General features: G+C 49.3%; 29 protein-coding genes and 5 pseudogenes. 15 read left to right on the plus strand and 19 right to left on the minus strand.

The features are described from left to right. Window positions 1-1,534, minus strand: a 1,534-nt coding sequence (locus J07HQW2_RS00335) for a single stranded DNA-binding domain-containing protein (RefSeq protein ID WP_048075029.1), incomplete at its 3' end; no start/stop codon positions are given. Window positions 1,535-1,825: 291 nt separating this feature from the next. Here J07HQW2_RS00335 and J07HQW2_RS00340 point away from each other — a divergent pair. From J07HQW2_RS00340 to J07HQW2_RS00350, 3 genes are all read left to right on the plus strand, one after another. Continuing rightward, complete coding sequence (locus J07HQW2_RS00340; RefSeq protein WP_021053143.1) at window positions 1,826-2,413, plus strand: DUF7342 family protein; 588 nt, start codon at window positions 1,826-1,828, stop codon at window positions 2,411-2,413. 3 nt (window positions 2,414-2,416) lie between these two features. After that, on the plus strand, window positions 2,417-2,899 hold the full coding sequence (locus tag J07HQW2_RS00345) for a toxin-antitoxin system TumE family protein (RefSeq protein ID WP_021053144.1): 483 nt from the start codon (window positions 2,417-2,419) through the stop codon (window positions 2,897-2,899). 405 nt (window positions 2,900-3,304) lie between these two features. After that, entirely contained in the window at window positions 3,305-3,499 is a 195-nt protein-coding gene (locus J07HQW2_RS00350; RefSeq protein WP_303703833.1) for a hypothetical protein, read from the plus strand. Window position 3,500: 1 nt separating this feature from the next. On the opposite strand, the gene J07HQW2_RS00355 is transcribed toward J07HQW2_RS00350, so the two are convergent. The 9 genes from J07HQW2_RS00355 to J07HQW2_RS00390 all read right to left on the minus strand — a co-directional run bounded on the left by J07HQW2_RS00355 (window position 3,501) and on the right by J07HQW2_RS00390 (window position 10,153). Next, window positions 3,501-3,800, minus strand: a complete 300-nt coding sequence (locus J07HQW2_RS00355) for a zinc finger domain-containing protein (protein WP_021053146.1) — start codon at window positions 3,798-3,800, stop codon at window positions 3,501-3,503. Next, window positions 3,797-4,702 carry an N-6 DNA methylase gene (locus tag J07HQW2_RS00360; RefSeq protein ID WP_021053147.1) on the minus strand — a complete coding sequence of 302 codons (906 nt, stop codon included), beginning with the start codon at window positions 4,700-4,702 and terminating at the stop codon, window positions 3,797-3,799. The genes J07HQW2_RS00355 and J07HQW2_RS00360 overlap by 4 nt, the downstream gene beginning before the upstream one ends. Further along, complete coding sequence (locus J07HQW2_RS00365; RefSeq protein ID WP_048075030.1) at window positions 4,699-5,577, minus strand: hypothetical protein; 879 nt, start codon at window positions 5,575-5,577, stop codon at window positions 4,699-4,701. The genes J07HQW2_RS00360 and J07HQW2_RS00365 overlap by 4 nt, the downstream gene beginning before the upstream one ends. 35 nt (window positions 5,578-5,612) lie before the next feature. After that, window positions 5,613-6,440 (minus strand): RNA-guided endonuclease InsQ/TnpB family protein, encoded by an 828-nt coding sequence (locus tag J07HQW2_RS00370; protein WP_303704291.1) that lies wholly within the window; start codon window positions 6,438-6,440, stop codon window positions 5,613-5,615. A gap of 79 nt (window positions 6,441-6,519) precedes the next feature. Further along, entirely contained in the window at window positions 6,520-6,837 is a 318-nt protein-coding gene (locus J07HQW2_RS16820; protein WP_021053151.1) for a hypothetical protein, read from the minus strand. A 78-nt stretch (window positions 6,838-6,915) separates the two neighbouring features. Next, complete coding sequence (locus J07HQW2_RS00375; RefSeq protein ID WP_021053152.1) at window positions 6,916-7,131, minus strand: hypothetical protein; 216 nt, start codon at window positions 7,129-7,131, stop codon at window positions 6,916-6,918. A 297-nt stretch (window positions 7,132-7,428) separates the two neighbouring features. Beyond that, window positions 7,429-7,779: a DUF5615 family PIN-like protein gene (locus J07HQW2_RS00380; protein WP_021053153.1), complete on the minus strand. Its 351-nt coding sequence runs from the start codon at window positions 7,777-7,779 to the stop codon at window positions 7,429-7,431. After that, entirely contained in the window at window positions 7,780-8,073 is a 294-nt protein-coding gene (locus tag J07HQW2_RS00385; protein WP_021053154.1) for a DUF433 domain-containing protein, read from the minus strand. Between the two features lie 190 nt (window positions 8,074-8,263). Then, a complete protein-coding gene (locus tag J07HQW2_RS00390) occupies window positions 8,264-10,153 on the minus strand; it encodes a vWA domain-containing protein (RefSeq protein WP_021053156.1) in 1,890 nt (629 codons plus the stop codon). Window positions 10,154-10,275: 122 nt separating this feature from the next. On the opposite strand from J07HQW2_RS00390, the gene J07HQW2_RS00395 reads away from it, so the two are divergent. Continuing rightward, on the plus strand, window positions 10,276-10,794 hold the full coding sequence (locus tag J07HQW2_RS00395; protein WP_021053157.1) for a DUF7342 family protein: 519 nt from the start codon (window positions 10,276-10,278) through the stop codon (window positions 10,792-10,794). Window positions 10,795-11,101: 307 nt separating this feature from the next. Continuing rightward, a complete protein-coding gene (locus J07HQW2_RS16825) occupies window positions 11,102-11,227 on the plus strand; it encodes a hypothetical protein (RefSeq protein ID WP_021053158.1) in 126 nt (41 codons plus the stop codon). A gap of 147 nt (window positions 11,228-11,374) precedes the next feature. Here J07HQW2_RS16825 and J07HQW2_RS00405 read toward each other — a convergent pair whose 3' ends face one another. Then, on the minus strand, window positions 11,375-11,902 hold the full coding sequence (locus J07HQW2_RS00405) for a DUF7437 domain-containing protein (protein WP_021053159.1): 528 nt from the start codon (window positions 11,900-11,902) through the stop codon (window positions 11,375-11,377). Between the two features lie 93 nt (window positions 11,903-11,995). On the opposite strand from J07HQW2_RS00405, the pseudogene J07HQW2_RS19475 reads away from it, so the two are divergent. Next, window positions 11,996-12,306 (plus strand): annotated as a pseudogene (locus tag J07HQW2_RS19475) (mercuric reductase); the annotation flags it as partial. A gap of 142 nt (window positions 12,307-12,448) precedes the next feature. After that, a pseudogene (locus tag J07HQW2_RS16840) lies at window positions 12,449-12,693 on the plus strand (glutathione S-transferase N-terminal domain-containing protein). A gap of 337 nt (window positions 12,694-13,030) precedes the next feature. Here J07HQW2_RS16840 and J07HQW2_RS19480 read toward each other — a convergent pair. From J07HQW2_RS19480 to J07HQW2_RS00420, 3 genes and pseudogenes are all read right to left on the minus strand, one after another. Then, window positions 13,031-13,274 (minus strand): annotated as a pseudogene (locus J07HQW2_RS19480) (transcription initiation factor IIB family protein); the annotation flags it as partial. 124 nt (window positions 13,275-13,398) lie between these two features. Continuing rightward, window positions 13,399-14,070, minus strand: a complete 672-nt coding sequence (locus J07HQW2_RS00415) for a glycerophosphodiester phosphodiesterase (RefSeq protein WP_021053164.1) — start codon at window positions 14,068-14,070, stop codon at window positions 13,399-13,401. Window positions 14,071-14,285: 215 nt separating this feature from the next. Next, window positions 14,286-15,548, minus strand: a complete 1,263-nt coding sequence (locus J07HQW2_RS00420; RefSeq protein WP_021053165.1) for a hypothetical protein — start codon at window positions 15,546-15,548, stop codon at window positions 14,286-14,288. A gap of 198 nt (window positions 15,549-15,746) precedes the next feature. Here J07HQW2_RS00420 and J07HQW2_RS00425 point away from each other — a divergent pair, with 198 nt between their 5' ends. The 3 genes from J07HQW2_RS00425 to J07HQW2_RS00435 all read left to right on the plus strand — a co-directional run bounded on the left by J07HQW2_RS00425 (window position 15,747) and on the right by J07HQW2_RS00435 (window position 17,054). Beyond that, window positions 15,747-16,016 (plus strand): hypothetical protein, encoded by a 270-nt coding sequence (locus J07HQW2_RS00425; RefSeq protein WP_021053166.1) that lies wholly within the window; start codon window positions 15,747-15,749, stop codon window positions 16,014-16,016. 2 nt (window positions 16,017-16,018) lie between these two features. Further along, on the plus strand, window positions 16,019-16,525 hold the full coding sequence (locus J07HQW2_RS00430) for a hypothetical protein (protein ID WP_021053167.1): 507 nt from the start codon (window positions 16,019-16,021) through the stop codon (window positions 16,523-16,525). Window positions 16,526-16,634: 109 nt separating this feature from the next. Next, on the plus strand, window positions 16,635-17,054 hold the full coding sequence (locus J07HQW2_RS00435) for a transcription elongation factor Spt5 (RefSeq protein WP_021053168.1): 420 nt from the start codon (window positions 16,635-16,637) through the stop codon (window positions 17,052-17,054). Between the two features lie 450 nt (window positions 17,055-17,504). Here J07HQW2_RS00435 and J07HQW2_RS00440 read toward each other — a convergent pair whose 3' ends face one another. After that, window positions 17,505-17,741, minus strand: coding sequence for a helix-turn-helix domain-containing protein (locus J07HQW2_RS00440; RefSeq protein ID WP_021053169.1), 237 nt, complete (start codon window positions 17,739-17,741; stop codon window positions 17,505-17,507). 92 nt (window positions 17,742-17,833) lie between these two features. Between J07HQW2_RS00440 and J07HQW2_RS00445 the strand changes: the two are divergent. Both J07HQW2_RS00445 and J07HQW2_RS19700 read left to right on the plus strand, forming a co-directional pair. Further along, window positions 17,834-19,117: pseudogene (locus J07HQW2_RS00445) on the plus strand (RNA-guided endonuclease TnpB family protein). 5 nt (window positions 19,118-19,122) lie between these two features. Further along, window positions 19,123-19,278 (plus strand): annotated as a pseudogene (locus tag J07HQW2_RS19700) (hypothetical protein); the annotation flags it as partial. An 8-nt stretch (window positions 19,279-19,286) separates the two neighbouring features. Here J07HQW2_RS19700 and J07HQW2_RS00450 read toward each other — a convergent pair. Together J07HQW2_RS00450 and J07HQW2_RS00455 are read right to left on the minus strand one after the other, a co-directional pair. Beyond that, window positions 19,287-19,931 (minus strand): hypothetical protein, encoded by a 645-nt coding sequence (locus J07HQW2_RS00450; RefSeq protein ID WP_048075032.1) that lies wholly within the window; start codon window positions 19,929-19,931, stop codon window positions 19,287-19,289. Window positions 19,932-20,223: 292 nt separating this feature from the next. Beyond that, entirely contained in the window at window positions 20,224-20,682 is a 459-nt protein-coding gene (locus J07HQW2_RS00455; protein WP_021053172.1) for a hypothetical protein, read from the minus strand. 212 nt (window positions 20,683-20,894) lie between these two features. Between J07HQW2_RS00455 and J07HQW2_RS00460 the strand changes: the two genes are divergently transcribed. Continuing rightward, window positions 20,895-21,851, plus strand: a complete 957-nt coding sequence (locus tag J07HQW2_RS00460; RefSeq protein ID WP_021053173.1) for a hypothetical protein — start codon at window positions 20,895-20,897, stop codon at window positions 21,849-21,851. A gap of 4 nt (window positions 21,852-21,855) precedes the next feature. Continuing rightward, window positions 21,856-22,416 (plus strand): hypothetical protein, encoded by a 561-nt coding sequence (locus tag J07HQW2_RS00465; protein ID WP_021053174.1) that lies wholly within the window; start codon window positions 21,856-21,858, stop codon window positions 22,414-22,416. A 465-nt stretch (window positions 22,417-22,881) separates the two neighbouring features. Here the strand turns inward: J07HQW2_RS00465 and J07HQW2_RS16845 are convergent, their stop codons facing one another. Together J07HQW2_RS16845 and J07HQW2_RS00475 are read right to left on the minus strand one after the other, a co-directional pair. Next, complete coding sequence (locus J07HQW2_RS16845) at window positions 22,882-23,805, minus strand: type IV pilin N-terminal domain-containing protein (RefSeq protein ID WP_021053176.1); 924 nt, start codon at window positions 23,803-23,805, stop codon at window positions 22,882-22,884. 256 nt (window positions 23,806-24,061) lie between these two features. Continuing rightward, window positions 24,062-25,012: a type IV pilin N-terminal domain-containing protein gene (locus J07HQW2_RS00475; RefSeq protein WP_048075033.1), complete on the minus strand. Its 951-nt coding sequence runs from the start codon at window positions 25,010-25,012 to the stop codon at window positions 24,062-24,064. A gap of 308 nt (window positions 25,013-25,320) precedes the next feature. Between J07HQW2_RS00475 and J07HQW2_RS00480 the strand changes: the two genes are divergently transcribed. Next, window positions 25,321-25,995: a hypothetical protein gene (locus J07HQW2_RS00480; RefSeq protein WP_048075034.1), complete on the plus strand. Its 675-nt coding sequence runs from the start codon at window positions 25,321-25,323 to the stop codon at window positions 25,993-25,995. The last annotated feature ends 289 nt before the right edge of the window (window positions 25,996-26,284 follow it).

Here is a 26,284-nt window from a genome sequence, read left to right on the forward strand (position 1 = left end):
CGGAGTCACCTATCTCCGTCTCTGCCACTCCCTCCGTATCATCATCAAGAGCGGTTCCAAAAAGGTCGATATCACGAATGAGCGCCCAGAGACGGCGCTTACCTCTGGGGACGGGAGTGACGGGAATAGGTATGGATTCGGGGCGACACGTCGAAACGGTCTCACGGATGACCGCGCCGATCTCATTCCCTTCGGCGTCAAGATCAACGATAACGGAGACGACGTTGGCTTGTTCGCGCCACCAGGTCGGGAAGGGAACGTTGCTGTCGGCCTCGTCGAATATCTCGGTGGCTTTGAGCCATTCAAGCGCGTCCAACCGACCGCCTTTCTCTTGATCGAGTCTGTCGGCGAGAGCATGCACGGGACGGGAGACCTCTTTGACACCGGGAGCGCCGAGTGTGGGAATCGCACAGGCCTTGTGCCGCTGGAAAGGATGTTCGATGCCCTGCTCGCGGTGACGCGTGGCGTATGTCTCCCAGTCGACGTTCAGGATGTCGCCCCGGGGTGCGGGACCGTCTCCACGTTCGAGGACTTCGATTTGCGTCTCGGAATCGGCGGCGAGAGTAGCCTGTCCCTGGTACTTCCCGACTTTCCCGGCACGAATCCGAACGAGATCGCCCTCGTGGAAGATGACGCTCTGTCGAGAGCGTGTCCATACGGTGAATTTGATTGTATCGCCGGCGTCGTCCTTGATGAGGTCGACCTGCTGCTGGCTCTGCGATTTGGGTTGCCAGAGAGTCGTGACCTCGCCCTGAATGTCAGCCTCGACGTTGTACTTCGAGGGGATGATCGGCACGGACGAGATAGAGATAGGTTGGATGACGCTCGCCTCCTGGTAGAGCTGCTCCAACGTGTTGGACTGGGCGGTGAAGACATCCTGACCCCGCCGGACTTTGCGTGCGAGCAGGTGTTGGAGGACCTCCTCACGAGGACCGGTGATGAGGTGGTCTTCAATTCGAGCAGCGACCTCGCGAACGGCCTCGGCCTCGGCCTCGTTCTCGTTCTTGTCGATATGTTTGAATGCGTTGTCGCGGTCGATTCCCGCACCGATGACGCGCTCGTTGCGCTGGGCTCGGCGTTCTCGACACTCTCCGAGGATGTCCTCGCGACACCGCGTTTCGCGGTCGATGCCGATGGAATGGGCAGCTAAGGCCTTCTCACGCTGGCGTTTGCGCTCTTCTCGAAGTCCGTGCAAGCGTTCCTGGGCTTCGAGTGGGAGCCCGGTGAGGTCCTCGTCGGCGAGGTCCATGGGATCGACGTCGCGACCTTCGGTGGTGCGGAGACTCGCGCCGACCCAGTAGGCGTCGAGTTCGTATCGTCCAGGTCCGTCGATTTCGAGGCCAAACTCATCGTATTCGGGCTCACGACGAGCGGCTATCATCAATTCGCCGGCGTTCTCGAGGCGGATGCCGAGGCAGTCGCTTTCGAGGTGCGGGCTCTCGTAGAGACCACGGAGTCTGAGTTCATCGAACCGGTCGTCTTGTTCGACGTCGCTGTTCGAGAGGCGGTGCTGGCCGTCGTTGTAGTATGTCATCGATAGGTCACGCTCTGTGAGGATGAGGCGGGCGGCTGTCGGCCGTCCACCTCTCGAATCCCCTCGACCCACTTGGGGGGCCAATACTGAGCGCGAGCTATCCGGCTCCGGACCGTACCGGCAGAGTACGGTGTTCAGCAACACAGACCGGCATGGTCCATACAGAGCCTCTCGACCAGCGGATGTTCCCGAGGATCCAGAAACGATCGAGAGTGTGCGACAGGGTGTGGCCGATTAGGTAACATAGATCCGTAGCAAACTACTATATTCCTACATCACGAAGGAATCAGTATGAATGACCGAGCGCCGGACGAATTCGCGGATATCAACGAGGAGGTCCAAGAGGATTGGAAAAACGAGACGACACCCTACGAGCGTGTCCGCCACGTTATCGCACACACGTACTCACCCGTGTCAGCTGATGCTGTCGCCGAGGACGCTCTCACGTCGCCGAAGACGGCTCGAAAGCACCTCAACGCACTCAACGACGAGGGATTCGTTGTCACAGCCACCGGCGAACACGGCGGGACAACCTATCGTCGGTCCACTGAATCTCTCGTCGTTGAGGAGGCGGCAGATATCCTCGAACACGTCTCGACGGATGAACTCGTCACGCGTATCGGAGAGATGCGTGACCAGCTCAACGAATATCGCTCTGAATACGGCGTTGATTCGCCCGAAGAGCTAGCAGTCGAGCAAACGAACCAGACACTCGGAGACCCCGCCTCGGACCAGCCGGATACTGATTCTGAGACGATTCAAGAGTGGCAGACGCTCCGGCGCAACCTCGCGTTCGCAAATGCCGCCCTCTCGATCGCGAATGCCGAACGGTTCGTTGATGATGGTCGTCGCCCGACTGACAGCAGCATTTCCGCCTAGTCGATGTCGAAACCATCTGGAACGGAGGAGAGCCACTCGCTCCGTGGGCTGATTGACCGGCCAGCTCTCATTACGATCCGAGATATTATAGACGAGACAGAGCCGTTCGCAACTCCCTCGCTAGATGACTATCTCAACCCATCAGTGCTGGAGGTCAGATTCGATGATGGCCTTTGTGAGGCCGATAGTGGGCGAATTGACATCCAGTGGACGGTCCGTGGAGACTACAACTTCCACTATACGGACTCCGAGGGCGTGAACTTCCGGTGGGGAACGCATCCACACGATGGAGACTATATCCACGTACCTGGTTTCGAGCATTATCACCCACCACCTGATGCGAGTTCAGACCCAAATGAGGTTGAGGAGTCCTGTATCAAGCAGTCACCAGAGGCGCTGGTCACCCGTGCGGTGCTCAAACTATGGCGCGTCGCTTATCACAGCCAGTCGTACGACCCACTGAACGCTGGAAGCAATCCTCCTTGAGACCCGAATACCAACAGGACCAGCGATGTTTAGCGCCGTTTTCAACGAGGCTGGACGATATCGTATCGTTATATCCTAGCGTAGAGTAGCTACGGCGAGGCTTGAACGACTCAACATAATGTCTCGGAAAGGCGACCTTCGTCTTTCCACCTCAACCGTTCCGGAGCGATAGTGCCGCGTGCCTGTATGGGGAGTGTAGACTGTGAGTTGATGCGCATAGTGAGTGCCCACTGAGTGTGACGGGCGCGGACGAGCTAGCCGGTTACTCTGTTGGAGAGGGGCGGGGTTTGTGTTTGTGGGGGTTTCGGCAGAAAATCGCGATACTGCGCGGTGATGAGCGCAATACAGTTATACGCAGTTCAAGCGTCTATGCGAGTGGAAAGCACGGTTGCTTTTCGAGGCATTATGAGTGGAAACACCGACAGTGTCCACCTCTCCGAGGCTGGTCACAAGAAGAACGGAAAACCCGAAATCGAAGATGAGAACCCGACCCACATTGCCCGTCGCTACGATGGGTGGTTCACCGAACTTCGCTCCCTCAATCCCGAGGAACTCCGTCGCCTGGACGGTAACGTAGGACGCCGAGCAACGGAAGAGTAATTCAAAATGCCCCGATCGAGACCTGTTCAGTGGTATCTTCATCTTCCTCGGTGGGTGTATCCGGGCCATCCATGTCTTCGAGCGTTTCGGCGCAGATGTCGAGGGGGCATATTCCGTAGTAGCCTTCGTCGAAAGCGAGGTTGTCGCGGCTTCCGTGTGGATGGACGAAATTGCCACCATGCCCTGACGGGCGTTTGCACTTCGTCCCAATCGAAGCGCGACACGTTGGGCACTCCACCTCAAGGACAGGGTCACGGGGCCACGTTCGGTCACACCCGTCACGCTTGCACGAGGTTGTCATGCGAACTCATCGAAACCGGCTTGAGAGGTCTCATCCGGGGCAAGCGAGACGTCGAGGGCCGATGTGGATGTTGGTTCTTCGGGTATCGATTCTGGGTCGACATCGGGAGTGTCCGACTCGTCTTGTGCGGCGCCGGCGTCGGTGTCCTCGTCCAAGTCGTCGACGAGGGGCACACCGAAGAATCGGGCGAGGACACGATCACGCTCGCTGGTGTCGAGTTCTCGCACGGGATGATCTCCACGGATGAGCTGGGCAGTGCTGATGAACCATACCCGGCGGGCGTCGAGTTTCAGCGCGTCACCGAGGAGGATGTACCCGGTCATGTCGTTGAGCACGAAGTTGAGGACGGCCATCTTCGCGCAGAGCGGGTCTTTGTCGTAGCCGAGGAAGACGGCAGGCGTTTCGGGCGCCATACCACGAAGACGACGTGCGATATCGACGATGAGTCGACCGCTCCCGCACCCAGATACATCGCCGACCACGAGCGGGTCTTCGGGCGTTGCCTCACGGAGACTGTCTGTGTCAGGGAGGTTCATTTCGGCCATCGCTCGGCTCACCGTTCCGGGCGTGAAGTACTGGGCGAAGTGCTCGCTGGTGAGGCCGTAGTGTTCATACACACCGCCGAGGATGTCTTCTCGCGTTTCTTCCATCGCGAGGACGAGCCCCCCGAGGGCGTTAGCATGTAGCGTCGCGAGCTCTCGAACCGTCTCCTCGTCGCGGCCATCAGTCCGATACCGATCGAGAGGTTTCTGGTAGGCGTCCTCGTCGCCGGAGAAGCTGGCAACGGTCATGTCGATCCAATCCGAGAAGACTTGATAGGGGGATTCGCCCGTCTGTTGAGTGATGTCGTCCAGCGGGTCGGTGACGTGTTCACGATGTTCGGGTTCCAGAAGCGTCGTCATGGCGACGAGTTACCTTCTAGTGTTTGCGGCTGGTGGGAAACGGCGATCTCGGAACTAACGAATCGACGAGCTCGGTGAGGGACGTCGATACCCCGGGTGAGCGGGATGAACATCGAGTCGCGGTCGCCGCAGACGATGCTCGCGAGAAGTTCGTGCTTACACATCACGCGGAATGAGGAAGTTTGCTTGTACGGGCACGAGCAGGTGAGGGCGTCCCCCCACGGAATGAGTGTGTACTGGCTTCCACTGTCGTATTCTCCAACAAGTGTGGGCGCGGGGAGTTCGATGCCATAGTCAGCGAGAGCCACTGGCTCGTCGGTTGTTGCGTGTGAGAGCTTCGATTCATGGAGGATGTACACCGAGTCAAGGTCGTGTTCTTGTGCGATCACGTCGGGGTCAGTGTCGTCGTCAACGAGGACCATCCCCACGAATGCGTTGTGCTCGAGGAGGCGGTTGGCGTCGGGGGTGGGTCCGATGCACTCCTCGATCAGTGATCCATAGGACGACTCTTTGAGGATCTGTCGGAGATTCGCGCCGGGAATGAGTTCCTGATACCACTTTTTGCGGTTTTTTCCCACCTTATGAACGGCGTCGCGAGGGTCGGATTGCCCGCGAGCGTCGCGAAGACGTGCAGCGAGATAGGCAGGTGCGTCGGCCAGAATAGAGTCGTCATCGAAATATTCGTAGAGTGTCTCCTCTTTTTGAATCCGCACGTCACACGACGCTTCGGCGTACTTGAGACCCACTGGTTTCTGTTCTTCCCTGAACCAAGGGGAGGTTGGAGAGGTGTCGGCATTATATTCCCACGGATTGTAGTCTCCGAGAAGTTGATCGCGACTAATAGGCCCGCCGCGCGTCAACTGCCTCGGGGTCAAGCCCCGACTCCGAGGCTTGTCAGTGGACTCCCGCTCTAACCGCGCAAAGCGGTAGCGGTAGGTCGGAATCGACCGTTCGCGTTCAACGTCCCTGACTTCAGAGCCAGTTGACTCGTGGCTCGTCCAGCACCAGACTTGAGCCAGTGATGGACAAGACGCCACCCGATGTTTCGAGCGGCGTTATAATCGCTATGCAGTTCTTTCCCGCACTTCAGGCACTCAAACTCGTCACCGTCGCGGTTGTCCTCGTGCGTGAACCCACACTCGCCGTGACTACACCGCTGACTCGTATAAGCAGGCGCAACGTCTTCTACGTCAATACCGTATTCCTCGGCTTTGTATTCGACGTGGCGTTGGAGTTCGCGGAACGCCCACTGCTGGAACTTTGAAGCATTCGAGATGCGGTCACGGATGTGCTTCAAATTCTCGAACGCAATCGCTGTACAGTCATTTTTTACGGCTTCTTGAACAAGTGCTTTGGAGACTCGATGTAGGGAGTCCGCGCTCCACCGAGCGAACCGTGACCCGATGCCCTTGATGATGAGATGCGCGGAGCGAGTGCCTGTCTGTTGCAGGTTGCCGCGCCGACGTTCGTATTCGTTGCGTCGGTGATTGAGATGGTCTGCGTTGCCGAGGAACGCTCCCGTACTGGTGACAGCCACGTATCCGTCCACGTTCAAGTCCACACCGAGAACCACTCCGTTCTCGGATTCTTCGTCGCAAGAGGGGGCTACGTCTTTCTTCACGGCGACGTGGAGGTAGTACGTGTCATCACGCTTGTGGAGCGTTGCTTCGGTCTTTTCCCATTCGTCCGTCCAGTATCCTCGAACGGCGTGTCTTCCTCGTTGACTGGTGTGACGTATTCTGCGGTCACTCGCTTCTCTGTAGTAGCGAGGGAAACGCGGTCGTCGTTGTACGTTATCGTCCGACCATTGTACACGATCACACTGCCTCGGAACTCAGGCTTGCTTTCTTACCGTCTTCGATAATGCGGTCTTTGCAGTTGCCGAACGCGGTGGCCGCAAGATTCCTCGCGGACTGGACGAGACTGGATTGCAAGGAGAGTTCGTCACGAACGTCGGAATATGTCTCTTTGTGGAGCGTGTTCTTCGTGTCCGTGATGTTGTAGGGGTTGTCGTTCCATCCGTGGTCTGCGACGTGTTGGGCCGCTTCTCGGAACTCCTCGAACGTCTCATCGAGGACAGCGTAGTCCTCTTTGGTAACGTCGAGTTTGACTTGGATGTTCCGAACAACCTCCATACCTCATGAGCATGGGCAGAGATATTTGAAGCTACATATATGGTTGGGAGTCCGTCTTGCTATCGAACGTGGTTTGTCTCATCGAGTGTCGGCTTTCTCCCCGAGGTCAAGCCTCGGGGTATCCGCCTTGAATTTTCGATGAAATCGAGGGATCTGGTGTTCGATGGGTTCGACGTTCGGTGGATCACGGTCGACATCGTAGTCGTAGGCACGGTCGGTGTGTGAGAGCGCCCCTGGTGGTAATGCCAGAGGAGGTACACTGCCGTCGGCTGAGTGGATGGTTCGACAGGACATGCTTGAGGAAGAGCGGAGTGCTGACGTCGGTCGTCTGCTGGACGCCCCGCTACTGACGCGGGGGCGACAAACTGGCTCGGAAGACGTCCTACACAACGAACCGAGTGTCATCGTAACGCAGGATCATATCATCGTAATTCGCAGAAGTTCTCATGCATTCCAACATAACAGATCCTCAACTAAATAAAATCACGTTGACCGATATAGAGATTCCATGTAGCACGGCGGCTTTTTGTCATACCGGAGACGTTGAACCAACCGCTCAGTACGCCCGCGTCTCGACAGGGTGCTACTGACTCATTCCCGAATCCACGGCTCAAGGGTTTCAATTTTCCCGAGCATATTGGCTGGAGATCCGTAAGCATCGACGATGTTGAGAATAGCATTCGCAATCGCGTACGCTGAGGCTCGCTGGTTATTCACCAACAGAAGCCCTTCGTGCCGGGAGTCGGCAAGCGGCGCGAAGTTCTTGATGTCCGCGGTCACAATTATCAGTTCTTCCTGTTGGACGGAGGGGAGTATATCGACCTCATCGTCAGCGTCCTCGTCGAGTACGTAATCAGAGTACTCGGCCCGGTAGCCTTCTTTTCGGAGAATTTCAGCGGTACGCGGTTCGAGGTTTGCGTCGATAAAAAATGCCCATCGCATCTATTCTCTGTCCGGTGGAGTGACGCCCTCGGGTCGGGTAATCTCATCCGTTAGATCAACCATGATTTGCTCTCGTTCGCGTCGCAGGTTCTCGAACTCTCGAGGATGGTCATGATAGTATAGCAGTGCAGCGTACACCTCCGAAATATCGAGGTTATGGCGGTCTGCGACGGTTTGAGGTGCGAGTCCACGACCTTCGACCCGCTCAACGATAGTCAGGACTGGCACGCGCCGACCGTCAATGTGCGGTTCGTTGAGTATGTCCTGTACGATACGGGTCTCCTGTTGCGACATCTGTTCTGTGTTATGATACGCACTTGCGCCTACATGAATGGGATGGTCACTTCATGTTCTGTACGGACCGGATCAGAGGATCGGGAGTCTTTATTTGCGACGTGCTGCACTCGCGCGATGTATTCAGCAAGCTGGACTACCAATTACAGAGGTAGATGACGATAGAAAATATGGAAACTCCTGCTAATTATCACAGCCCGGCTAGCAGGCTTGTGAACTGGTCAAGTCTGTCGTCGAGACGCTCAGGCGTGTAAACGGCTTCTTGGCGTTCGTAGTACTGCGAGAGTTCGGAGGCGCTGTCAGAGAGCGACCCAGGCTGGCAATCGGTCGCAATAGTGAGCGAGCACACGGGTGCGTGAGACCGCCGTATCTGGTCAATGACGTCGTCCGTCGAAGAGGGGTTGTCGTCTGTCACAGTGATTATCAGCGGCTCGTCGCGTTGTGCCTCAACCAGCTCACGGGCAAGGCTAACCGCATCAGCCAGGGGCGTCCCGCCACTACACGTCGTATCGAGGAGATTCACCTGAACATGGCGAGCATCGATACTGAATGGCTTCACGAGCCGGGCATCGCCACGATAGAAGTCAGTGATAGCGACACGAATCCCGAGGTTCTCGGCGGCGAGTGCAAATCGGGCGAGGGCCTGCGTTGCGACCTCGATCTTCGGTGGTGACCCTTGACGCATCGACCCAGAACGGTCGAGGACGAGAACGAGGCCATACTGCTTTTCATTTCCACGGGTTCGGGATTTGCACACCTGTGGGTCGCCGAGGGCGAGGCGATGGCCGGCCCGCGAATCGTATGCACCGGCGGAGAGGCCACGCCGCACCCTCTTGCGGCGGTCGAGCCGAAGGTACATTTCGAGGGTGTCTGCGACCCTATCTGCTCCCTCTTCGATAGCACCCCGCTCACGAGGGGAGACAAGGTCGTCGCTAATGGGGAGGATATCGAGGTCGTCGAGACTTCCAGGCCCACCGTGTTGTCCACCTTCTCTATTCTTCTGGCCTTCCCCCTTCTGTGCGTGCTGGCGAGCGGAGCGTTCGAGGTGGTCAGCGAGCGCGGAGAGTTCTTTCTCGAGAGCCTGTTCGTCGATACCTTCGCGCTCGGATTCGCCGTGGGAAGCGCGTTCGTCTCCGGCCAAGGCGTCCTCGTAGAGGGCTTCGTCTTCATCGGGCGACCTCGTCGAACTCTTGGCGTGGGCAGGTCCTTCTGGGATTTCTGATTCCGGTTCAGGATCTGATTCGGATTCGGGTTCCGAACCGGACTCCGATTCCGAGCGTGCGCCAGTGTCCGTGTCCGTGTCTCCCACCGCGCTGCTGGTCGCCTTCTCGGGCGTCGGGGGCTCCGTTTGGTTCGACTGCTCTGCCTCATCCGATCCATCCGAGAATTGCTCGCCGTCGGTCTCGTCTGCGCTCGGATCATCACCAATCTCACCTGTGCCCGTATCTGGACTTTCGCTCTCGCGATCATCCTGGGTATCGCCGCCGAATGCCCCGAACGTGAGCTGATCCTGCTGCGGAGTGTTGATTGAACTCGGCGCAGCTGATTTCGGGACATCACCCGGGTTCTCCTCAGGTGATGGTGACTTCGACGGTGCTTCTCTCTCGGGAGAATTGGTCTCTTGTCCCAGGGCCGCTCCTTGATCTTCCTGCTCGCGTTGCCGGGCGCGGTCGGCAGCCTGCGCGATGGCCTGGGCTCGACTCGGTGGGGCGGAGTCTGACTCGGACTGTTCATTATTTCCGCCCTCGGCCTTGTCTTTGAACTCTTCCTCGCCGCTGGTACCCTCACCCCCCTCCTGACCGGCGTCAGCTCTCTCCTCGCTGGCTTCTTCACTGTCTTCGTGCTCACCACCCCCGTCGCGTTCCTGTGCGCCCTCGCCGCTGCTGGGGGCCTCCTCGTCGATGAGGTCGGCGGCGTCTTGATCGGAGATGTCGGCGTAGTCGGACACCCGTAGTGTTACTCGCTCGACGGGGACGTTGCCTCCTTCACGCTGGAGGAGTTGGTTCACCAGGTGAGAGAGGACGATCTGTCGGTCGGAAATGTTGGGTTTTCCACTCTTAGTGGATGGTTTTGAGGACATGGGTTTTCGGATGGTGAGCAGACTCGTTCCGTCCCGTCACTGTACCGGGGGGTACAAACAGAGTATCTAAGAATAATCCCATTCACCTCAACTTATTTCTATACAGGGTAGTAGACGTAATTATGAGTGAGGAATCCGGCTGCGACTGGTCCCAGAACCTATCAGCGGCCGAGCGCACCGAAGCAGTCGCACTCACCGTCAGTGAGCCCCGAACGGCCAACTGGATCGCGACGGAGGCAGAGGTCGCCCACGAGACGGCAACGAAGTACCTCACGCGCCTCGTTGATGACGGAAAACTGCGCGCAGAGACACAGGGACAGCAAACCACGTACGCGCCAGACCCTGTTGGGCAGTACCTCATCGAGATGCGTGACCTCTACGAGAACCATTCACCAGATGAACTCGCCACGAGTCTCGAAGCAATGAACAACGAGATCCGCACGTGGAAGACGGAATACGACGTCGAAACACCCAACGAGCTACGGGCGAGTCTCAGCAACGCAGCCGATCGTGAAGACGAGCGTACCCGCCGCCAAGCAGCACGCGAGTGGGAACATCTTCAAACACGCCGTCGGCTCGTCGAAGACGCACTCCGCCTCTACGATCGGTTCCCCAGCGAACAGAACCCCGTCTCTGTATGACTCCGGGCGCAGAGAACCCGGCTCTCTATCGAACACTGAGAGATATCCTCCAGCGACAAGCTGAGGTAGTCTCTGTCTGGTTCGAGCCAGATGCGATCCAAAAACGGTATGTAGCCGCTGAGGTTGACCCACAGCGAGTCATCCCCTCAACTGGGCCCGAACCGCTCCACGTGGAGGTCCACTGGAAGCTGACACCCCACACGACGAGTTCCGAATCGACTACGCAGACCCAAATACGGGATTCCACTGTGGATGGCACCAAGATGAAGACCACGATGATCTCGGCACAGCACACTTCCAGTACCAGATGGCTTCAATGGAACGCCCAGAATACGACGGAGTCATTTTCGAAGCTGAATCACCGCCGAAACTCCTCTGGGAGTGCTGTCAGGCACTCTTTGAAGACGTAATTCCCGAATATACGTCGGAGTAGTTGGGTTCTGCACCCAAACGAAAAGGACAAGGACTCGATGTCCTACCCCGATCCACTGTTACAGAGGGCTCGACCGGTTTGGTCGAGCGGAGTCTCCATGGACGATGTGCCCCTCGACAGACGGGAGTAGTTGCGCTGACAGGGGTACTATTCGTCAAGGCGGTCATCGACGGCGGCGTCAAGTTCGTCGAGATCGAGGCTCGTCGGGATATCGGGCTCTGCGTCCAGAATGATTTCTTGAAGTTCCTGAAAAATGGTCTCTGTTTCGAGAACGGGGATTTCCTGTTCACGAGCCATGATTCGGGCATTCATTGTGGCTTGGGTGTACGCCCGAGCGTACTCGATGGCGGTTGCGAGCCCGCTGACACCATGCCGGTCGAGGTAGAGGTTGATGTTCTCGTTTGATTCCCGTGCAGCGAGGGCGACCAGGAGGGTCGGGGTGATGTGGAACATCTCGCCATCAGCCTGAACTGCTAGATCGACTCGGCTCGCTTGATATCGGTGTGGCTGCGTCTCCGTCACGCGCTCCAGCAGCCCGATCTCTACGAGGTGCTTCACGTCCTCGTAAACGGTCGTCGTCGAACTCTCGAGACCCACCGCTAGCTCTTCGACAGTTGGAGAATTGAGTTCAAAGGCACGGGTGTAGAGGTGAGCGAGCCGGGTTTCCTGAATCACATCGGAGACAGCCAGATCGTATCAAGCGGGTGTGAGTGCGAGACAGCGGATTCAGCCATGCTTTTCAACATACGCGGAATTTAAAAACTATCAGTGGATGAGCACGAGACCTGTTCGTACCGGACCGTCCAGATGAAAGACGTCCCGCGGGCGAAGGCGGTCAAGAATATCGATGGTCTCGTTCAGGTCGTCAAACACCACAAGACCGACGAGATCGTCGGCGTCCATATGGTCGGCCCCCGACCGCCGATATGATCATGGAAGCGACGCTAGCCGTGAAGTTCGACCTCACCGTCGACGACATCATCGACACCATTCAGCCGTTCCCGACATTTAGGGAGGCGTTCAAACACGCCTGCCAGGCACTCCGACAAGATACACCGAAGAGCTGCTGTATCGAGTGAATCCAACAGTAGTCTCAGAACAATCGATCGAGATGCGTTGGTCTCCTACTCTCGCAACCGAGCTGTTTCACCGCTCGTGCAGTTTCGTTTCGCATCCGCGACGGGGTTTCGTATGATACAATCTGTTGTTTACCAAGATTCGATGCTGAAACTCTATCGACTCCCCGGCTGTCCCTACTGTGTAAAGGTTGAACGTACGCTAGAGTATCTCGATCTCGACTACAAATCGCATACTGTCCTCCCATTCCGGTTCCTCCGGTTCGAAGTGAAATCGCTAAGTGGTCAGTCCGGAGTACCGGTGCTTGTCGACCCCGAACACGGGATCAAGTCAAGGGAATGGCAGAGAGCGACGACATCGTCACCCATCTTGAGAACACGTACGCCTGACGTGCTTCCAGACAGCTATTGAGGACGGCTATCCTCCGCACAGCGGTGTCCAACACAGCCAAAATGACAGACTCCGTCATCGCATTCATCCTTGTCAGCGTTTCAGTTGTCGCGATAGTGTGGGCCTTTCGTCGTCGCCACGTTGCCGTGACCGGGGTCGAGATCGCGGCGACACTTCCCTGGCTCGCCGTCATCGGGGTCGCGGTTGCTATCGGACGTTCGACATCATAGTCGGGACTGACCGCTGGATTTTTTCAGAGCCCAACAGTGTACCTCGTTGTTGCAGCGCTAGTTGCAGGACTGTGGATGGTATTCGATGCCGCCACTGTGAACAATATCTCGATGCGTTCGCCACGTCTTTGCCTATGACTGAGTCAGCCATCGGTCCGAGTCGTGACTGTGTAAAGACAGGCCGCGGCGAACCCGACCGGATGGACGCCCGTCGTGACGCCGCACTCCTCGACCTGCTCCGCAAGCGTTCGCGCCCGCCGCCGGATCTCGAGACACTCGAGGTCCGAGGTGAGTTACGGCACGAACATGCTGAGGAAGACGGACTCAACGGGGAGGCCAGGCTCCTCGTTTGTACGCGTCTTATCCAAGTCTTCTCAAGACCTGTGTGTGCACGGTACAGGACACGGACTTTGTGGAGCGATTGTGGACGAGTCGCCTAGGCCTGGGGAGTGGATTAGCGATGGTCCGTGTCCCTTAGTTGACCCAATCCACCACATGTGGTGAACTCGCGATGAGCCCGTCAACGCCACGCTGAGAGAGTGCCCATGCTCCCGGGCGGGAGTCAACGGTCCATGCGTTAACCGCCAATCCCGCGTCATGAGCTCTGGCGACGACACCGGTCAGCAGGCACAACCACGCATTCGGGTGGACGAACGCGCAGTCAAGACCCATCGCGACCGCAAGATCGTCGTCGGGGGTTGCCCCGAGCACGTAGGCTAGTTCAACGTTCGTGTTCTTTTTAGGATGGACACCACGGAGAGCATCGGGGTCGAACGACGAGATGATCACTTCATGTGGGACCGATTCGGCTACTGTGAGGACCTGTTCTGTGATTTTGGGATCCTTCAACTCAAGATTAACACCCACCTCGGCGGGAACCATGTCGAGAACGGTATTGAGCGTCTGGACACCCTCGCCGTCGTGAGCGTCAAGCGCGGCGAGTTCTGTGGCAGTCAACTCGTCAACTCGATCAATACCATCGATATCGATGTCAATCAGAGCATTGTGTGCGACGACGAGTTCGCCCGACGCACACCGACGAATATCGATTTCGACCATATCGGCGTTTTGAATCGCCCTTTCGACAGCTGCAACGGTGTTCGCGGAGTACTGCTTATCGAAGCCACGATGGGCGACGAGTTGCATGAGAGTTTTATTTCGCGACGAGCGATAAAGCTATTTTGTCCGACCTGTTGAGTACTTCGTCCTGCTGGGCGATTTTGGAGATCGTCCGGAGCCCACACTCTGCGTTGGTCATCCGGCTTCTGGTAGGACTTTGCTGGAATAATAAAACACTAATCCGAGTACCAATATTCAAATCACATGATGAATATAGCTAATCCTTAATTTACTGTTAGAAATCATTCGTCAAATAGCGGATCACATCGAGATGTCAGTTGCAGATTTGAACTTGGCTGTAATTGAGAAATATATGTATTGTTTCCTAGCCGAATCCATGCAGTCTCATATGTCTTATGAGCCCGTAGTGCATTGCCAATTTCATCAGGAAACTGATACCAGGAGTCGTTATTAGACGATTCTACCGATACCGGGATTGATATCGACTGAAGAGCTTCTGAAATTATGTAGTTTTTAGTTACTGATTCGTGAGGAGACGCAGATAATGGATGTTGGCGTTTACCATATAACCACCCTGATTGAGCATTCAAAAAGTCTGAAACATCTAGTTTCTCATCAATCGATGTATTGTCGCCATCAATTGCTACACGTGTATGTGTTACAACAAATTCATCGTTTAATTTGACTGGTTTTCCATCGATAGTCATTCCAACAATAAGTTTCTGCGACTCTGTAATTGGACTATACAGTGGAATCTCGATATTACCGTATATTCCTGCTGAAAGTGTATCTGTCTGTCCTAACTGTGTTCCCTGTGCATTTCTTACCTCTAATCTACCTGCATCTGGAAAAGAAGCATTTGAAACGGTAACTGAATTGAGCACAGATCCGGATTGCGATGGAAGTTGAAGTTCTGGTTCAGAGGAAAATAATCCAACAACTAGCGTATCTCCATCAAATAATAACGTAAAGTTCAGTTGATTGATCGATTTAAATTCACTAAACGATTGTGGGAGCCGATGAATAATTGATGAGGTGGAATCATCCCTTGTTACTACTGTTGGATTTGAATTGCTAAATGTTGTATAATCATCTGTTACGCTTTGAGTCAGGACATCGTGAAATGTGTCACTACTCTCGGTTATTGAGTTAGAACCTTGTTGAATAAGCTCTTGCAACACATTTTCATTATTATATACCATCGGAGTTCCGACGAGCTGGACCCCATATGATTCCCACCAAACATCTCCGTTCAGCCCAAATGCTGTAGCAATTTCTTGAGGAACTACGATCGCATTATCTTGTGATATTTTTCTATCATTAGATTGCTTCTGAGATTTTTGTTGAGGTTTTGGGTTAACAAGTAACTGCGGACCTTCATCCGTATATGCAAGTCCTATGCGTACGTATGCTCCAGACGAAAACTGACTTTCATCATGAAGCTGAGTCGGCAATGGAACGGTTGTCTGTGCTTTAGAATCAGTTGATGCTGTATTGACTGCGACAGGCGTATCAATTGCTTCAGGTCCTTGAGTAGCATTCATCCTCTTTTGTGTCCACCTGCAATTTTCGTAAAGTCAGGTACTTGAGTATCGTATATAATACCACTGTTTTATTCATATCTCTCACGATGATTACTGCTGTCTCTAGTGTGATTTATCCAGTGGACGACGAGTACAGATATCCATAGACTATAGTAAAATGTGAAAAGTATTATAACACCGGACTGACAAAAATATAACATGAAAAAACCATCTAAAATCACGACTGATGAACTCGCTGCTGATGTATTAAATATACTCGATTTCAACCCAATGAAATCCGATGTTGTGGGTAAGATCATGCAGCTCCAAGAGACAGGAATTTCAGATGAAAAAGTTGTTAAAACGACGATTGGATATTTTGAATCCAGACGGAGAAAAGCAGATAATAATAAACTTAGTGATCCAAAGCCCGATGAACTTCGTGTTATTTCTATGCCACCTGCATATCAACGAGACTCTTGGGAATAGTCATGTCTCTGTCCTGTTCTATCGCTTCTGAATCCGCCCCGACTGAAACAACGTTTTCACTTGAGCAAATTGTAGATAGTCTTCGTATCATAAATCAATACGCAAAACAAATACAGCAAAAAAGACGATCTCAAACAACAAAACAAAGCATCCAGCAAGAAAGCATCTATGAATACAAACACTGGATTCTTAATCGAATATATCCACGCACATCATCTGTTGAGATTCACACGATTGGATCCTCTGAGTATTACTGCCTATATTTTGATACAGCATCATTTCATATTCCGAAAAACAAGTTTTCTCATTCAATCTCAGTGACTAATACTCGAACAATTGCAGTTAATTCAAACCAAACTCCAAGCAAGACATATACCGAAGCACGAAATGCATTTCAGCTGTTATCTGATGCGTTTCCTCAGTCAATTAATGACTTTTTACCGGTAACTGAGGCATATGATCCGCAATACAATATCATTGCTCCAACTACGTGGTTCTTAACCGTCTGAATCATCAACTGTAGCCTTACATAATACAGTCTTATATTGACTGTATCTTAGATAAGGATACAGCTAATTAAAACTGAATTTTTATGTATTCGTACACTCCACATGAATCATGGCTATCTATGCAGTCTCAACACAATCTGGTGCTGAGGAATCTGTTGCAGATCGAATCGCAAAAACTCAAAGTATACACATTCACTCAATTCTCGCTCCGTCTCAACTAAATTCATACATATTAGTTGAATCAGATGGATTGAAGCCTGTAAAAAAAGCCATTAAGGATATTCCAAAGGCAAACAAAACGTTAGGTGGTAAAACGTCATTGGATGAAGCGTTATCTTATTTAGATACCTCGTCAGAAGTATCAAACGTTTCAATCGGTGATACAGTCGATATCATCGGCGGTCCATATAAAGGACAACAAGGGCGTGTGAAGAAAATTAATGAGGATAAAAATCAACTCACTGTTGAATTACAAAACGAAACAATCCCGATTCCTGTTGCAATAAATAGTGATCAGTATATAGCCTGATTAACACAACCAAATCAGCATCTATTACCTCTGCCTACTGATAGTCATTCATCAGTCAAAGAATATATAATATCCTTTTCAACAAATGATAACGAATGGGTTGAGAGTATTAATTGGTCCAGCTGATATCGGTGTGTCTGTTTTATCGGAAAGCCGATGCAATGAGCCGTCAATAATGCATGAGGCTTCTAATTTTGGTGAATTAATATCAATGATATGACGACAATATCCATCTATTAGAAATATCTCACGCAAGGTGCAATGAGATGGGTTGATTGATAGTTCAAGATACACCGCATCAATGGTTGCTTCAGATATTGTGCTATAATCAGCTCATATACAATCATCTTCACCAAGCAGGAAATCCCGCCGTTCACGGCGGGCAGGAATGCGACATGATTCTGTTGCAACCACTGTTCCCCAGCTCAGTTGAATACCAACAGTAATTGGTTAGCTATCGGGTTCTGCTACTTCCCAGAAATGCACCTTTCCAATATCTCGGCTAGTCACTTTCCCAGCCTCTTGAAGTGATTTGAGCCGGTCGTATGCCGTTGTATAGGGACACTCAAGAGCTTCAGATACCTCGGTCGTCCCACAACCATCTAATTTGTGTATGGTTGATAGAAAATCTTCATCGCTATACTTCTTATCGAACTCGCCTGAATCTGTTCGGGTATCGTTTGGCATAATTGTATTTATAAAGGTAGTGATTAGTAAATATTCGTATCGTACAACGATGGATGTATGCCGTCATAGAATAGTACGATGATACGGGTAGCATGGCGACCGTAATACGCACGTTACAGGCGACTCTTGTGCCACCGACAAGCCACAAGCAAGCCAGCCTGCAACACTCGGTGGAAACTTATCGCCATGCCCTACAGGAAGCGTTTCAGGCCGATTGTGACACCAAAACGGCGGTTAATGAAGTGGTCACACCATACGACCTGAGCAGTTATGCTAAAGACGCCCTGAAAAATTATGTTCCTGATCTGGTTGATGAGGCTGATGAGTTGGATGAAAGCCACCCAGTGAGATATACTGGACGTGGGTTGACACTTGACCACGATCCCGACCGTCAAAATAGTTTCTGCTGGCGGGTTCCAAAAGCCCAATCAGCAGAAGGGTCGCCGTTCTTGATTCCACTCCGAATCAGTCCAGCACAGCGATCTCTTTGGGATGGAACACTGAACGGTGAGATTGAACCCAACCAGTTTCAGCTACAACGGGACGGTGAAACATGGTCGTTGCATGTCGGCGTTGACATTGACGTGCCTGACTCAACGTATGATTCAGATAGTGACGGGATAACAACAGTTGGGTTTGATATTGGAGAGGCTCACCTGCTAGCAGGCTGTGCCTGCACAGACGGTTCTCCGACTGACCCACTGCTGATTACCGGCGGTCACGCCCGACAACTCCGCAAGGGAAAGGAGATGTTTACTACACTCTCACGGTTACAGGAACGTGATGTCGCCCAATGGCGCATTGATGAGCGGTTTAATCACTATCAGAACGCCCTGACTGATATTGTCGAAAAGGCAAGTCGGCAGGCTGTCGATTATGCCCAGCAATTCGACAAGCCGGTGGTTGTGTTGGAGCAGTTGCACAGTATCAGAGAAAACTTAGATTATGGCAAGTGGATGAACTGAACCGGCGACTGCATAACTGGGCGTTCAGACGGCTTCAAAACGCTATCGAACGGAAAGCGGTTGAGGCTGGTATGCCGGTCGCATATGTACATCCACACTACACAAGCCAAACCTGCCATGCCTGCAACCATATCGGATCGAGGAACAGCGACGAATTTCGGTGCACAAATGATGACTGTTGGGTTGGGTAACAGAATATCACGCAGACATTAACGCTGCGATAAACATAGCCGAGAGGCTCGATCCGTGGGGTGAGAGCCTGCCAGTGAAATCGGCAGGCGATGACATGACATGTCACGGAATGGGAGCGGTTGTGACACCGCCATGACTCCGACCGGACAGAGCCAATCACAGCAACAGCAAATGACGCTCGGTCGATATGTAGAGCCAGAACCCACTGCCAGCGATTAACTGGTATTCCTCTGCCGGGAAGCCCCGCCGTTTACGGCGGGGAGGATGTCACTTGCATTCCATATTACGGTCCTATTAGATCTGCAGGTGGTACGGGACAGGCATTATCTGTATTAGTCGCTGATTATCTTAGACAACAATTAGATATTGGTGAGTTTAATTGGATCAGCTAATCAGTAACAGTCATTCTCGGCGCTCCTTTTTGAGCTTCTGTTTGTCCTTTTGGAAGCGTAAACGCCGGAATAAATATTATTTCATCCAACAACGTATGCTCATCATATCCATTTTGTTTGGCAACTTCGACATGAGCATATTTTATTAGTTCAAGCTCATCATCTGTGAAATCATATTTGTTCCCCATATTTTCTCGCAGAACACGTCCACCGCCAATCACAAATGTCGGTCGAGGATCATCCTCAACGAAATCAAGAATATATGAAAATAATTCATTATCCGTTTCTTCAAGCGACGGTCCAGATAAATCCTTCAAAGTGTTGTCACTCAAATACTCGATTATCTTCTCTCGTTCATGCGCAAGCTGTAATGTGAATCGATAGATTACGTACAGTGGATCATCGATGTCCAACTCAACAGGAATTTCACTAACTTCATTAGATACATACTTCATTTCATCTAGCATTTTTTCCTGTTGTACTCGAATTAACGTTTCAACAGCAGTATCTACGATTACTGGATCGTAGGGGTGAGTTAACCGTGTATCTGTATATTCTTGAGATGCACTGTGTGTTCCAAGTAGTTCATCAGCTACGTATTCAAGATCAACCCCTAATTGATCTTCGACCGATTCTCTCATACTATGTTTCTCTAAAAACCTAATTACCCGAGAAGCATATGGATCCATATCTGGTAACGATTCGAAGAAATTCATGTTATCTAACAGTTATGCTACTTTTATAAAATAGTTTCCTGAATAGCATTCTGTTCGAAACGTCGTAAAGATTATTAAATAGTTATGTATGGAATAATATAGACGCGTTAAGCGTCTAAGATTTGGATCCCATACCCAAATCTATTCAAAGTTATTCCCCTACGAGCTTTCCCCTAAGCTCATTTTTCATTGCAACAATCAAGACTAGATACAGTGTTTATTTATAGTATTTAATGAGTAATTTTCCTTTATTTCGACTATCGATATATTTATATTTTTCAGATGTATTCTTGTCAAATTCCCTCATGACTCGATAGATCCGTGAAAACGCTAATTCACTTTGAGTGCTCGTATTCAATAATTTTCGTAATTGACTGGAATCTATCACTCTCCCTTTGAACGCTGGACTGCTCCAGTCATGATAATTCTCCCATACGATTACAGCTCGTCTTACTGGTTTAGTTAAGCTACCCCCACGTTCAAACACAGACATGTTGCTGTATCGTTCTAATGAACACACGTCTGCATCAGCTTTGGATTGATCACCATTCACTGAACCGTTTTCGACCATCTGTTCAAATTCAGTAATTCGTTGAATAAACTCTGCATTCTGTTGTTCTTGAAAATCCATTTGAATTGCAAGATTCTCTGATAGGTCTGTTATTTGCTGGTGCATTTCCTCAAGTGTTGCATGTCTTGGTTGTGAAGATTGCTGTTATGGCATATATCTACTGTTGAATTTGAAAGGCTCTCACAGGTTATATTATACACTACTTTGTATCGTACTGTATGCTTTGATGTTGACGATGTACTGAGAATAGATACACTTATCACGAGATTGAACATAATATTGCACACCCTTCAAACTAAATCAAGGGACACATAATCATGACTGAAATCACAGTAGACAGTATCCGAGGTCGACTCGATAATGAATTTTCAGAGACGATTCAAGATACTGATATACAGACGGAAATTGACGCATATCTAAATTTTGGTGTTAGCGACCCTAAGACACTTATTGATGGTGTCATAGATCGACTTGCAGAGAACAATAACACAAGCAAAACAGAAGTCACCCAGGCAACTGCTGATGCTTCAGGTGCTGCTCCACTCACGACTATTGAGGATATGGGTGTCAATGAAGAATGGATCACACTTGAAGCCGAAGTAATTCAGTTATGGGATAACGATAGTGAATCAATTTCTCAGGTTGGACTATTATCTGATGGGACTGGACGTGTTCAGTTCACTTCATGGGCGAAAAGCGATGTCATAATTCTTGTTGAAAATGAACAGTATCGATTTGAGAACGTCGTCACTGATGAATATCAAGATAATCCACAGGTGAAACTAAATTCTTCAACTGACATTTCACTGTTGCAAGACGATGACAAGAAGGATATCTCACATACAGTTGAATTCACAGGTTCATGTGTATCAATTCAAGATGGATCTGGAATGATAAGACGATGTACAAAAGATGGATGTTCACGAGTGCTTACAAGTGATAGCTGTCAAGAACATGGAGCTGTTGACAGTGAATATGATCTTCGTCTCAAGCTCGTGCTTGATAACGGCACTGAGGTTCAAAATGTTGTCTGTAATCGTGAAATTACGGAAGAACTCACTGGAATGACACTTGAGGAAGCAAACAGTATAGCACAAGAATCATTAGACACTGATGCACCTGGACGGGAAATGGAACCGCTGATACTTGGGTCATATTTCACCGTATCAGGGAATCCATTAGGTGACTTCATTGCTGCAAACGAAATTGCTACAGCCACAGACTCAAGAGACGTTGAAGAATTATTGATTAACGCACGATCGCTGTCAGTATAATACAATGAGTTCAAATTATAGATCCCGAGAAGTCGCAAAGCGTGTCTTTGCACGAGAACTTCGTGAAGCTGATCACATGTTCAAAGAAGACGACGACGAATATGCTCCCTCTTATCTCCTACTTCCAAGCGGAAATAAAGCGAATCGACTGTTCCTTGCTGGAACACTCACTGAAAAAGAGCGTAAAGACGGATTTTATTCCTGTCGTGTAACTGACTCAACAGGAAAATTCTATATTTACTCCGGTCAATATCAACCAAAAGCTACCGAAGCACTGAGAAAAATCAATCCCCCAACATATGTAGCCATTACTGGGAAGCCAAATACATATGAAACTGATGACGGTAATGTAATCACATCTATTCGTCCAGAATCTGTTTCAGAAATCACCGAAAAAACACGATCACAATGGATGAAAGAAACCGCTCATCAAACACTTGAACGTCTCAGTGCACCGACCTCAACATATGCGTCTCGAGCAGCAGAACAATACGACGAGGATTCGCTTGATACAGTTCATCAAGCGACAATCATAGCTCTGGAGTCAATTCAAACTGAGCTGTAGTTCATTATCTATACTCACACGATGTGTGTACGTTTGAATTTGGATTAGCGTAATCAACATTTCTAAGCTCTTCTGAGAGTAATACAGACGATGACATATCTTGTTTCCTGAGAAAGTGTAAGAAACCGACTCCAATATACATCAAGTATACCGTTCTTGCAGATAATCGGTCGCTTCATTACCCAAGATTATGCTCAAATCGTGCATGTGTAGCACTTGGATATACAAGGAAAATAATCCTAACTGATGAATCCGGCGAAGTCTTTGTACTTCTGGTTGATTAATAACGTTAATCTCCTCAGCAGAGACTTCTATATATCCATATAATAATCTCGAATATATTTCATATGCCACTATAGATGATTTCAGCTATAATCAATATACCAAGTTTCGATATAAAAAGGCTATATCATACACATATGAAATATGAAACTTGTCAGCACACGCATTTTTAGAGTATTTCATCTACGGAGTGAATGTGGCAGTGTCTTCTCGTATTTCGCCCGTGTTAGGGTCTTTGTACCGAACAGTAATCGTATCACCATCCGATGCGTTGAGGACTCCTTTTGTGTCTGTCTGACTAACATCAATTGTTCCAGTGAATATTGAACCACCAGCATGTGATAGAGTAATAACTTCTCCTTTGTCATATTTTAGATCATCAATAATGTCTGTCTCCCCAGTAAATGATACTGTAACAGTGTTATTTGGGTTTACTTGAACAGATTCAATAGAATTTGATGCAAACCCACTGTATGTATAATCAAAATCACTCTTGTTCAGCACGGCATCATTGTTCCTATCCAAGACTGTATCATTAGTCGTGTAAGTGCTGATACCCGATGGTAACGCTTCTTCTGTAACTACAAAGTTTTCAGTATCAGACCCGACATTTACAATATAGTCTCTATCTGTCGATAAGCTTGGATCATCGACCTCGATGCGTAACGCTTCACTCTCGAAATACAGATTCTTATCGAATAGGATTGTAGATCGTGCTTCATTGTCCTGAACTGTATTCATTGTTCCAATAACATATTCTGAATCGCCATCGATTTCAATGAGAGTTACATCTGAATCTGCGTCAATGCCATATACACTGAAAGAATCCCCTGGAGAAGCCTCACGAAACAGTTTTTTCTCGTCTCCATTGATAATGAATCTCATCGCATCTGCTGTCCCCGTTTTGATGTCAATTGTAACTTCTCCATTTTTTTCACTAATACTTACACCAATATCTTTGTCATTTATATCAGTCACATTTTGTGACTCTGTTATATCTAGTGCGAAAGCACCAATCACCGCACTCAACGCTATCGTTACTGCTATTAGTAAAGTCACAGCAAGCACCGGACTTACCGCACTCTTATTGATTCTATCACTATCCATACATTTATAATTTATAAAATAATATATATAATTTACCTTTATTTTCGGTGCATCGTGAAAACTTCCAATCAATCGCATATTCCACAAAATTCAATGGTGACTAAGATATGATTGAGATAGGTGTATAGAATTTATCGACTCACGATAATGAAGACGGCTGATTCAACAGTGGCTTCAACAGCGATCATTCCAAATCATAAGGCTAATTGGAAATCGGATGGTTCATAACTGAAAACAAATGTCAACAATTGATATTTTACCCTAAATCTGCAAGATATACCGCAGTTACGTTTCCGATACCACTTTGCTTGCCACGGGGAGTGTGCCGTTCAAACTGAGGAATATATTCATACGATAATTGTGCATTGCTATTTGAACTGTCAGACTTTGTCGTGACCAGAATCCAGCTATCGTTTTCCTCAAGATTCAAATCACCGCTGAATTGTCCTCCAAGATCCCGATAAAACTCTTCTAATTCTGCATTTATTCCATCTGATGGGTCCCGAATATTTCTTCCAGGCTGCCCACCCCCGATGAGCAAAATATCATCTGTCTCTTCAGCATTTGTCTCGATAAATTGCTGTATTTCATCTCCACATGAATTTCCACACTTGTTTGTTGAACGAGTTTCATCTGCGATGAAATATGTTTTAAACTGTGAATTTGTATGAGTATCTCCCGTTGCATACTCGGTAACAGCTCCTGATTCGTCGACAATAAGAATATTAATTCCTGACGATACCTCTTTGATAGGAATTCCATCGACGTGAATTGTAGCTGAACACGTTCCTGGTGAATCACATGTTGAACTCTTCATTTCAACGAGTGTTGCAGCCGTTTTTGAAAAATAAAATCTATCAATAACTTCTGTATCTTGTCCACGATATCCGATAACAGTCAGAGGGTCTGTAATATTACCTGGCTCTGGAGTGAAAATTATGCTCTGTGGTGTGTCTTTGACCGTTTTGATGCTCGAACCATATGACAACGTTACATAGTCAATATCAAATAATGATTTTATATCTACCGTCACAGTCGCATCTGTATTTGACTGAAATCCAATATCAGCGTTAATTGGTTCTGAGTTCGTTAGTACAACATCAAGAAAGACAGGAGCGGTAATTGATGCAGAGATGAACACAATAACAATCATAATTATCGTTCCAACTACTGATGAAACGCCCTGATTGGTTTGTTGAGAAATCACGATGGATTAAATGATAATTTGTTTATATTTATATCCTCTTGCTCCGCCAAGCAATTAAAACTGATCAGATTCAATAAACAAGATGAGTGCCTCGGGGCTTGACCCCGAGGTAGTTCACAATCTTCGGTTGAAAATGATCCTATCACAAACTGCTTTTATTTTTACTTGATATAATAATATTATACACTATAGTTACACTTTCTCGTTATATGAATGCTATATTTAATCAAAAACAGATTATATTACATTATTTATCAATTTTCTTTACAGACGAAATTATAAATACAGTATATACAAGATATAAGCTAATGAGTTCTCGATACACCTTTGCCACTATACTAATTGTAACACTCACTATACTAATTCATGCTGTGATATTTATCCCAGTACTCACCGATGAGACCTCAAATAATACAACTCCAGTATCCCCAGCTGACTATCGACCATCTGAAACAACAGAGCACACATTTACTGAAACAACGTTTGATACTGATGTGGTTTCGAATAACGTCAATACCGTATTGAGAGCTACCTACGAACAGAAAAACATTCAATCAAAAGAATCCCCTGTTGCGTTTGTTGAAGCGGCACGAAGAATAAGTGAGTATCAATATTCGTCTAGCAATCAATCATCATCACATATTCCACTGACATTTATCAATGAGACAATTCCTAACGCACATATCTGTACAGGATATTCATCAGAAACAGCAGCAGTAACGTATTCGTTGACACAGGCTCATAACTCAGCCAGTTCATCAACAGAACTTAGTCAGTATATGCTTCCAGCCTCATACGACCGTATTATCAGAGATACACTTGCCGAATTTAACACTGAATCACAAAATAGCACACTCTTCACACACACAACAATACCAAATTATGCGGTTGGAACAACAGCACATCCAGAATTATCTATTACCGATCCAACCTTCACAATAAGCACAACTGTTCTTATCTGTCATACCACAAACGAATCTTAATTCAATGCTTCATCTTTCCATTTAACTGAACTCACATGACGTTCGAACGATACTCGATCCATGGACTAAGCCGAAACTAATCAACTCGAGAATACTAGAGAACAATCATCGGATATCTCGCCGTATTAGAGTGTGCATATGAACTTGATTCACGATTTTCAATCAATGTGATTAACTATGATTCAATCGAGTTTCTTGGAGTGTATTATTCTCGACATGGTGTTCTTTGGAGAGTCTTAAAAAATAAATAACACCTCAAAGCGGATATCCACCGTTCAAAAGTTGGCTT

Origin of the sequence: Haloquadratum walsbyi J07HQW2, from assembly GCF_000415985.1 — an archaeon.
Lineage (GTDB): Archaea > Halobacteriota > Halobacteria > Halobacteriales > Haloferacaceae > Haloquadratum > Haloquadratum walsbyi_B.

What these genes read in the sequence shown, in the direction of transcription:
- J07HQW2_RS00455 (WP_021053172.1), bottom strand. Translation starts at nt 20,682, where the DNA reads ATGCACCAGCAAATAACAGACCTATCAGAGAATCTTGCAATTCAAATG.
- J07HQW2_RS00355 (WP_021053146.1), bottom strand. Translation starts at nt 3,800, where the DNA reads ATGACAACCTCGTGCAAGCGTGACGGGTGTGACCGAACGTGGCCCCGT.
- J07HQW2_RS00430 (WP_021053167.1), top strand. Translation starts at nt 16,019, where the DNA reads ATGTCTCTGTCCTGTTCTATCGCTTCTGAATCCGCCCCGACTGAAACA.
- J07HQW2_RS00385 (WP_021053154.1), bottom strand. Translation starts at nt 8,073, where the DNA reads ATGTCGCAACAGGAGACCCGTATCGTACAGGACATACTCAACGAACCG.
- J07HQW2_RS00375 (WP_021053152.1), bottom strand. Translation starts at nt 7,131, where the DNA reads ATGTCCTGTCGAACCATCCACTCAGCCGACGGCAGTGTACCTCCTCTG.
- J07HQW2_RS16845 (WP_021053176.1), bottom strand. Translation starts at nt 23,805, where the DNA reads ATGGATAGTGATAGAATCAATAAGAGTGCGGTAAGTCCGGTGCTTGCT.
- J07HQW2_RS00450 (WP_048075032.1), bottom strand. Translation starts at nt 19,931, where the DNA reads ATGAGAGAATCGGTCGAAGATCAATTAGGGGTTGATCTTGAATACGTA.
- J07HQW2_RS16820 (WP_021053151.1), bottom strand. Translation starts at nt 6,837, where the DNA reads ATGGAGGTTGTTCGGAACATCCAAGTCAAACTCGACGTTACCAAAGAG.
- J07HQW2_RS16825 (WP_021053158.1), top strand. Translation starts at nt 11,102, where the DNA reads ATGGCTTCAATGGAACGCCCAGAATACGACGGAGTCATTTTCGAAGCT.
- J07HQW2_RS00350 (WP_303703833.1), top strand. Translation starts at nt 3,305, where the DNA reads ATGAGTGGAAACACCGACAGTGTCCACCTCTCCGAGGCTGGTCACAAG.
- J07HQW2_RS00425 (WP_021053166.1), top strand. Translation starts at nt 15,747, where the DNA reads ATGAAAAAACCATCTAAAATCACGACTGATGAACTCGCTGCTGATGTA.
- J07HQW2_RS00440 (WP_021053169.1), bottom strand. Translation starts at nt 17,741, where the DNA reads ATGCCAAACGATACCCGAACAGATTCAGGCGAGTTCGATAAGAAGTAT.
- J07HQW2_RS00380 (WP_021053153.1), bottom strand. Translation starts at nt 7,779, where the DNA reads ATGCGATGGGCATTTTTTATCGACGCAAACCTCGAACCGCGTACCGCT.
- J07HQW2_RS00345 (WP_021053144.1), top strand. Translation starts at nt 2,417, where the DNA reads ATGTCGAAACCATCTGGAACGGAGGAGAGCCACTCGCTCCGTGGGCTG.
- J07HQW2_RS00460 (WP_021053173.1), top strand. Translation starts at nt 20,895, where the DNA reads ATGACTGAAATCACAGTAGACAGTATCCGAGGTCGACTCGATAATGAA.
- J07HQW2_RS00395 (WP_021053157.1), top strand. Translation starts at nt 10,276, where the DNA reads ATGAGTGAGGAATCCGGCTGCGACTGGTCCCAGAACCTATCAGCGGCC.
- J07HQW2_RS00420 (WP_021053165.1), bottom strand. Translation starts at nt 15,548, where the DNA reads ATGAATGCTACTCAAGGACCTGAAGCAATTGATACGCCTGTCGCAGTC.
- J07HQW2_RS00480 (WP_048075034.1), top strand. Translation starts at nt 25,321, where the DNA reads ATGAGTTCTCGATACACCTTTGCCACTATACTAATTGTAACACTCACT.
- J07HQW2_RS00390 (WP_021053156.1), bottom strand. Translation starts at nt 10,153, where the DNA reads ATGTCCTCAAAACCATCCACTAAGAGTGGAAAACCCAACATTTCCGAC.
- J07HQW2_RS00435 (WP_021053168.1), top strand. Translation starts at nt 16,635, where the DNA reads ATGGCTATCTATGCAGTCTCAACACAATCTGGTGCTGAGGAATCTGTT.
- J07HQW2_RS00360 (WP_021053147.1), bottom strand. Translation starts at nt 4,702, where the DNA reads ATGACGACGCTTCTGGAACCCGAACATCGTGAACACGTCACCGACCCG.
- J07HQW2_RS00415 (WP_021053164.1), bottom strand. Translation starts at nt 14,070, where the DNA reads ATGCAACTCGTCGCCCATCGTGGCTTCGATAAGCAGTACTCCGCGAAC.
- J07HQW2_RS00340 (WP_021053143.1), top strand. Translation starts at nt 1,826, where the DNA reads ATGAATGACCGAGCGCCGGACGAATTCGCGGATATCAACGAGGAGGTC.
- J07HQW2_RS00465 (WP_021053174.1), top strand. Translation starts at nt 21,856, where the DNA reads ATGAGTTCAAATTATAGATCCCGAGAAGTCGCAAAGCGTGTCTTTGCA.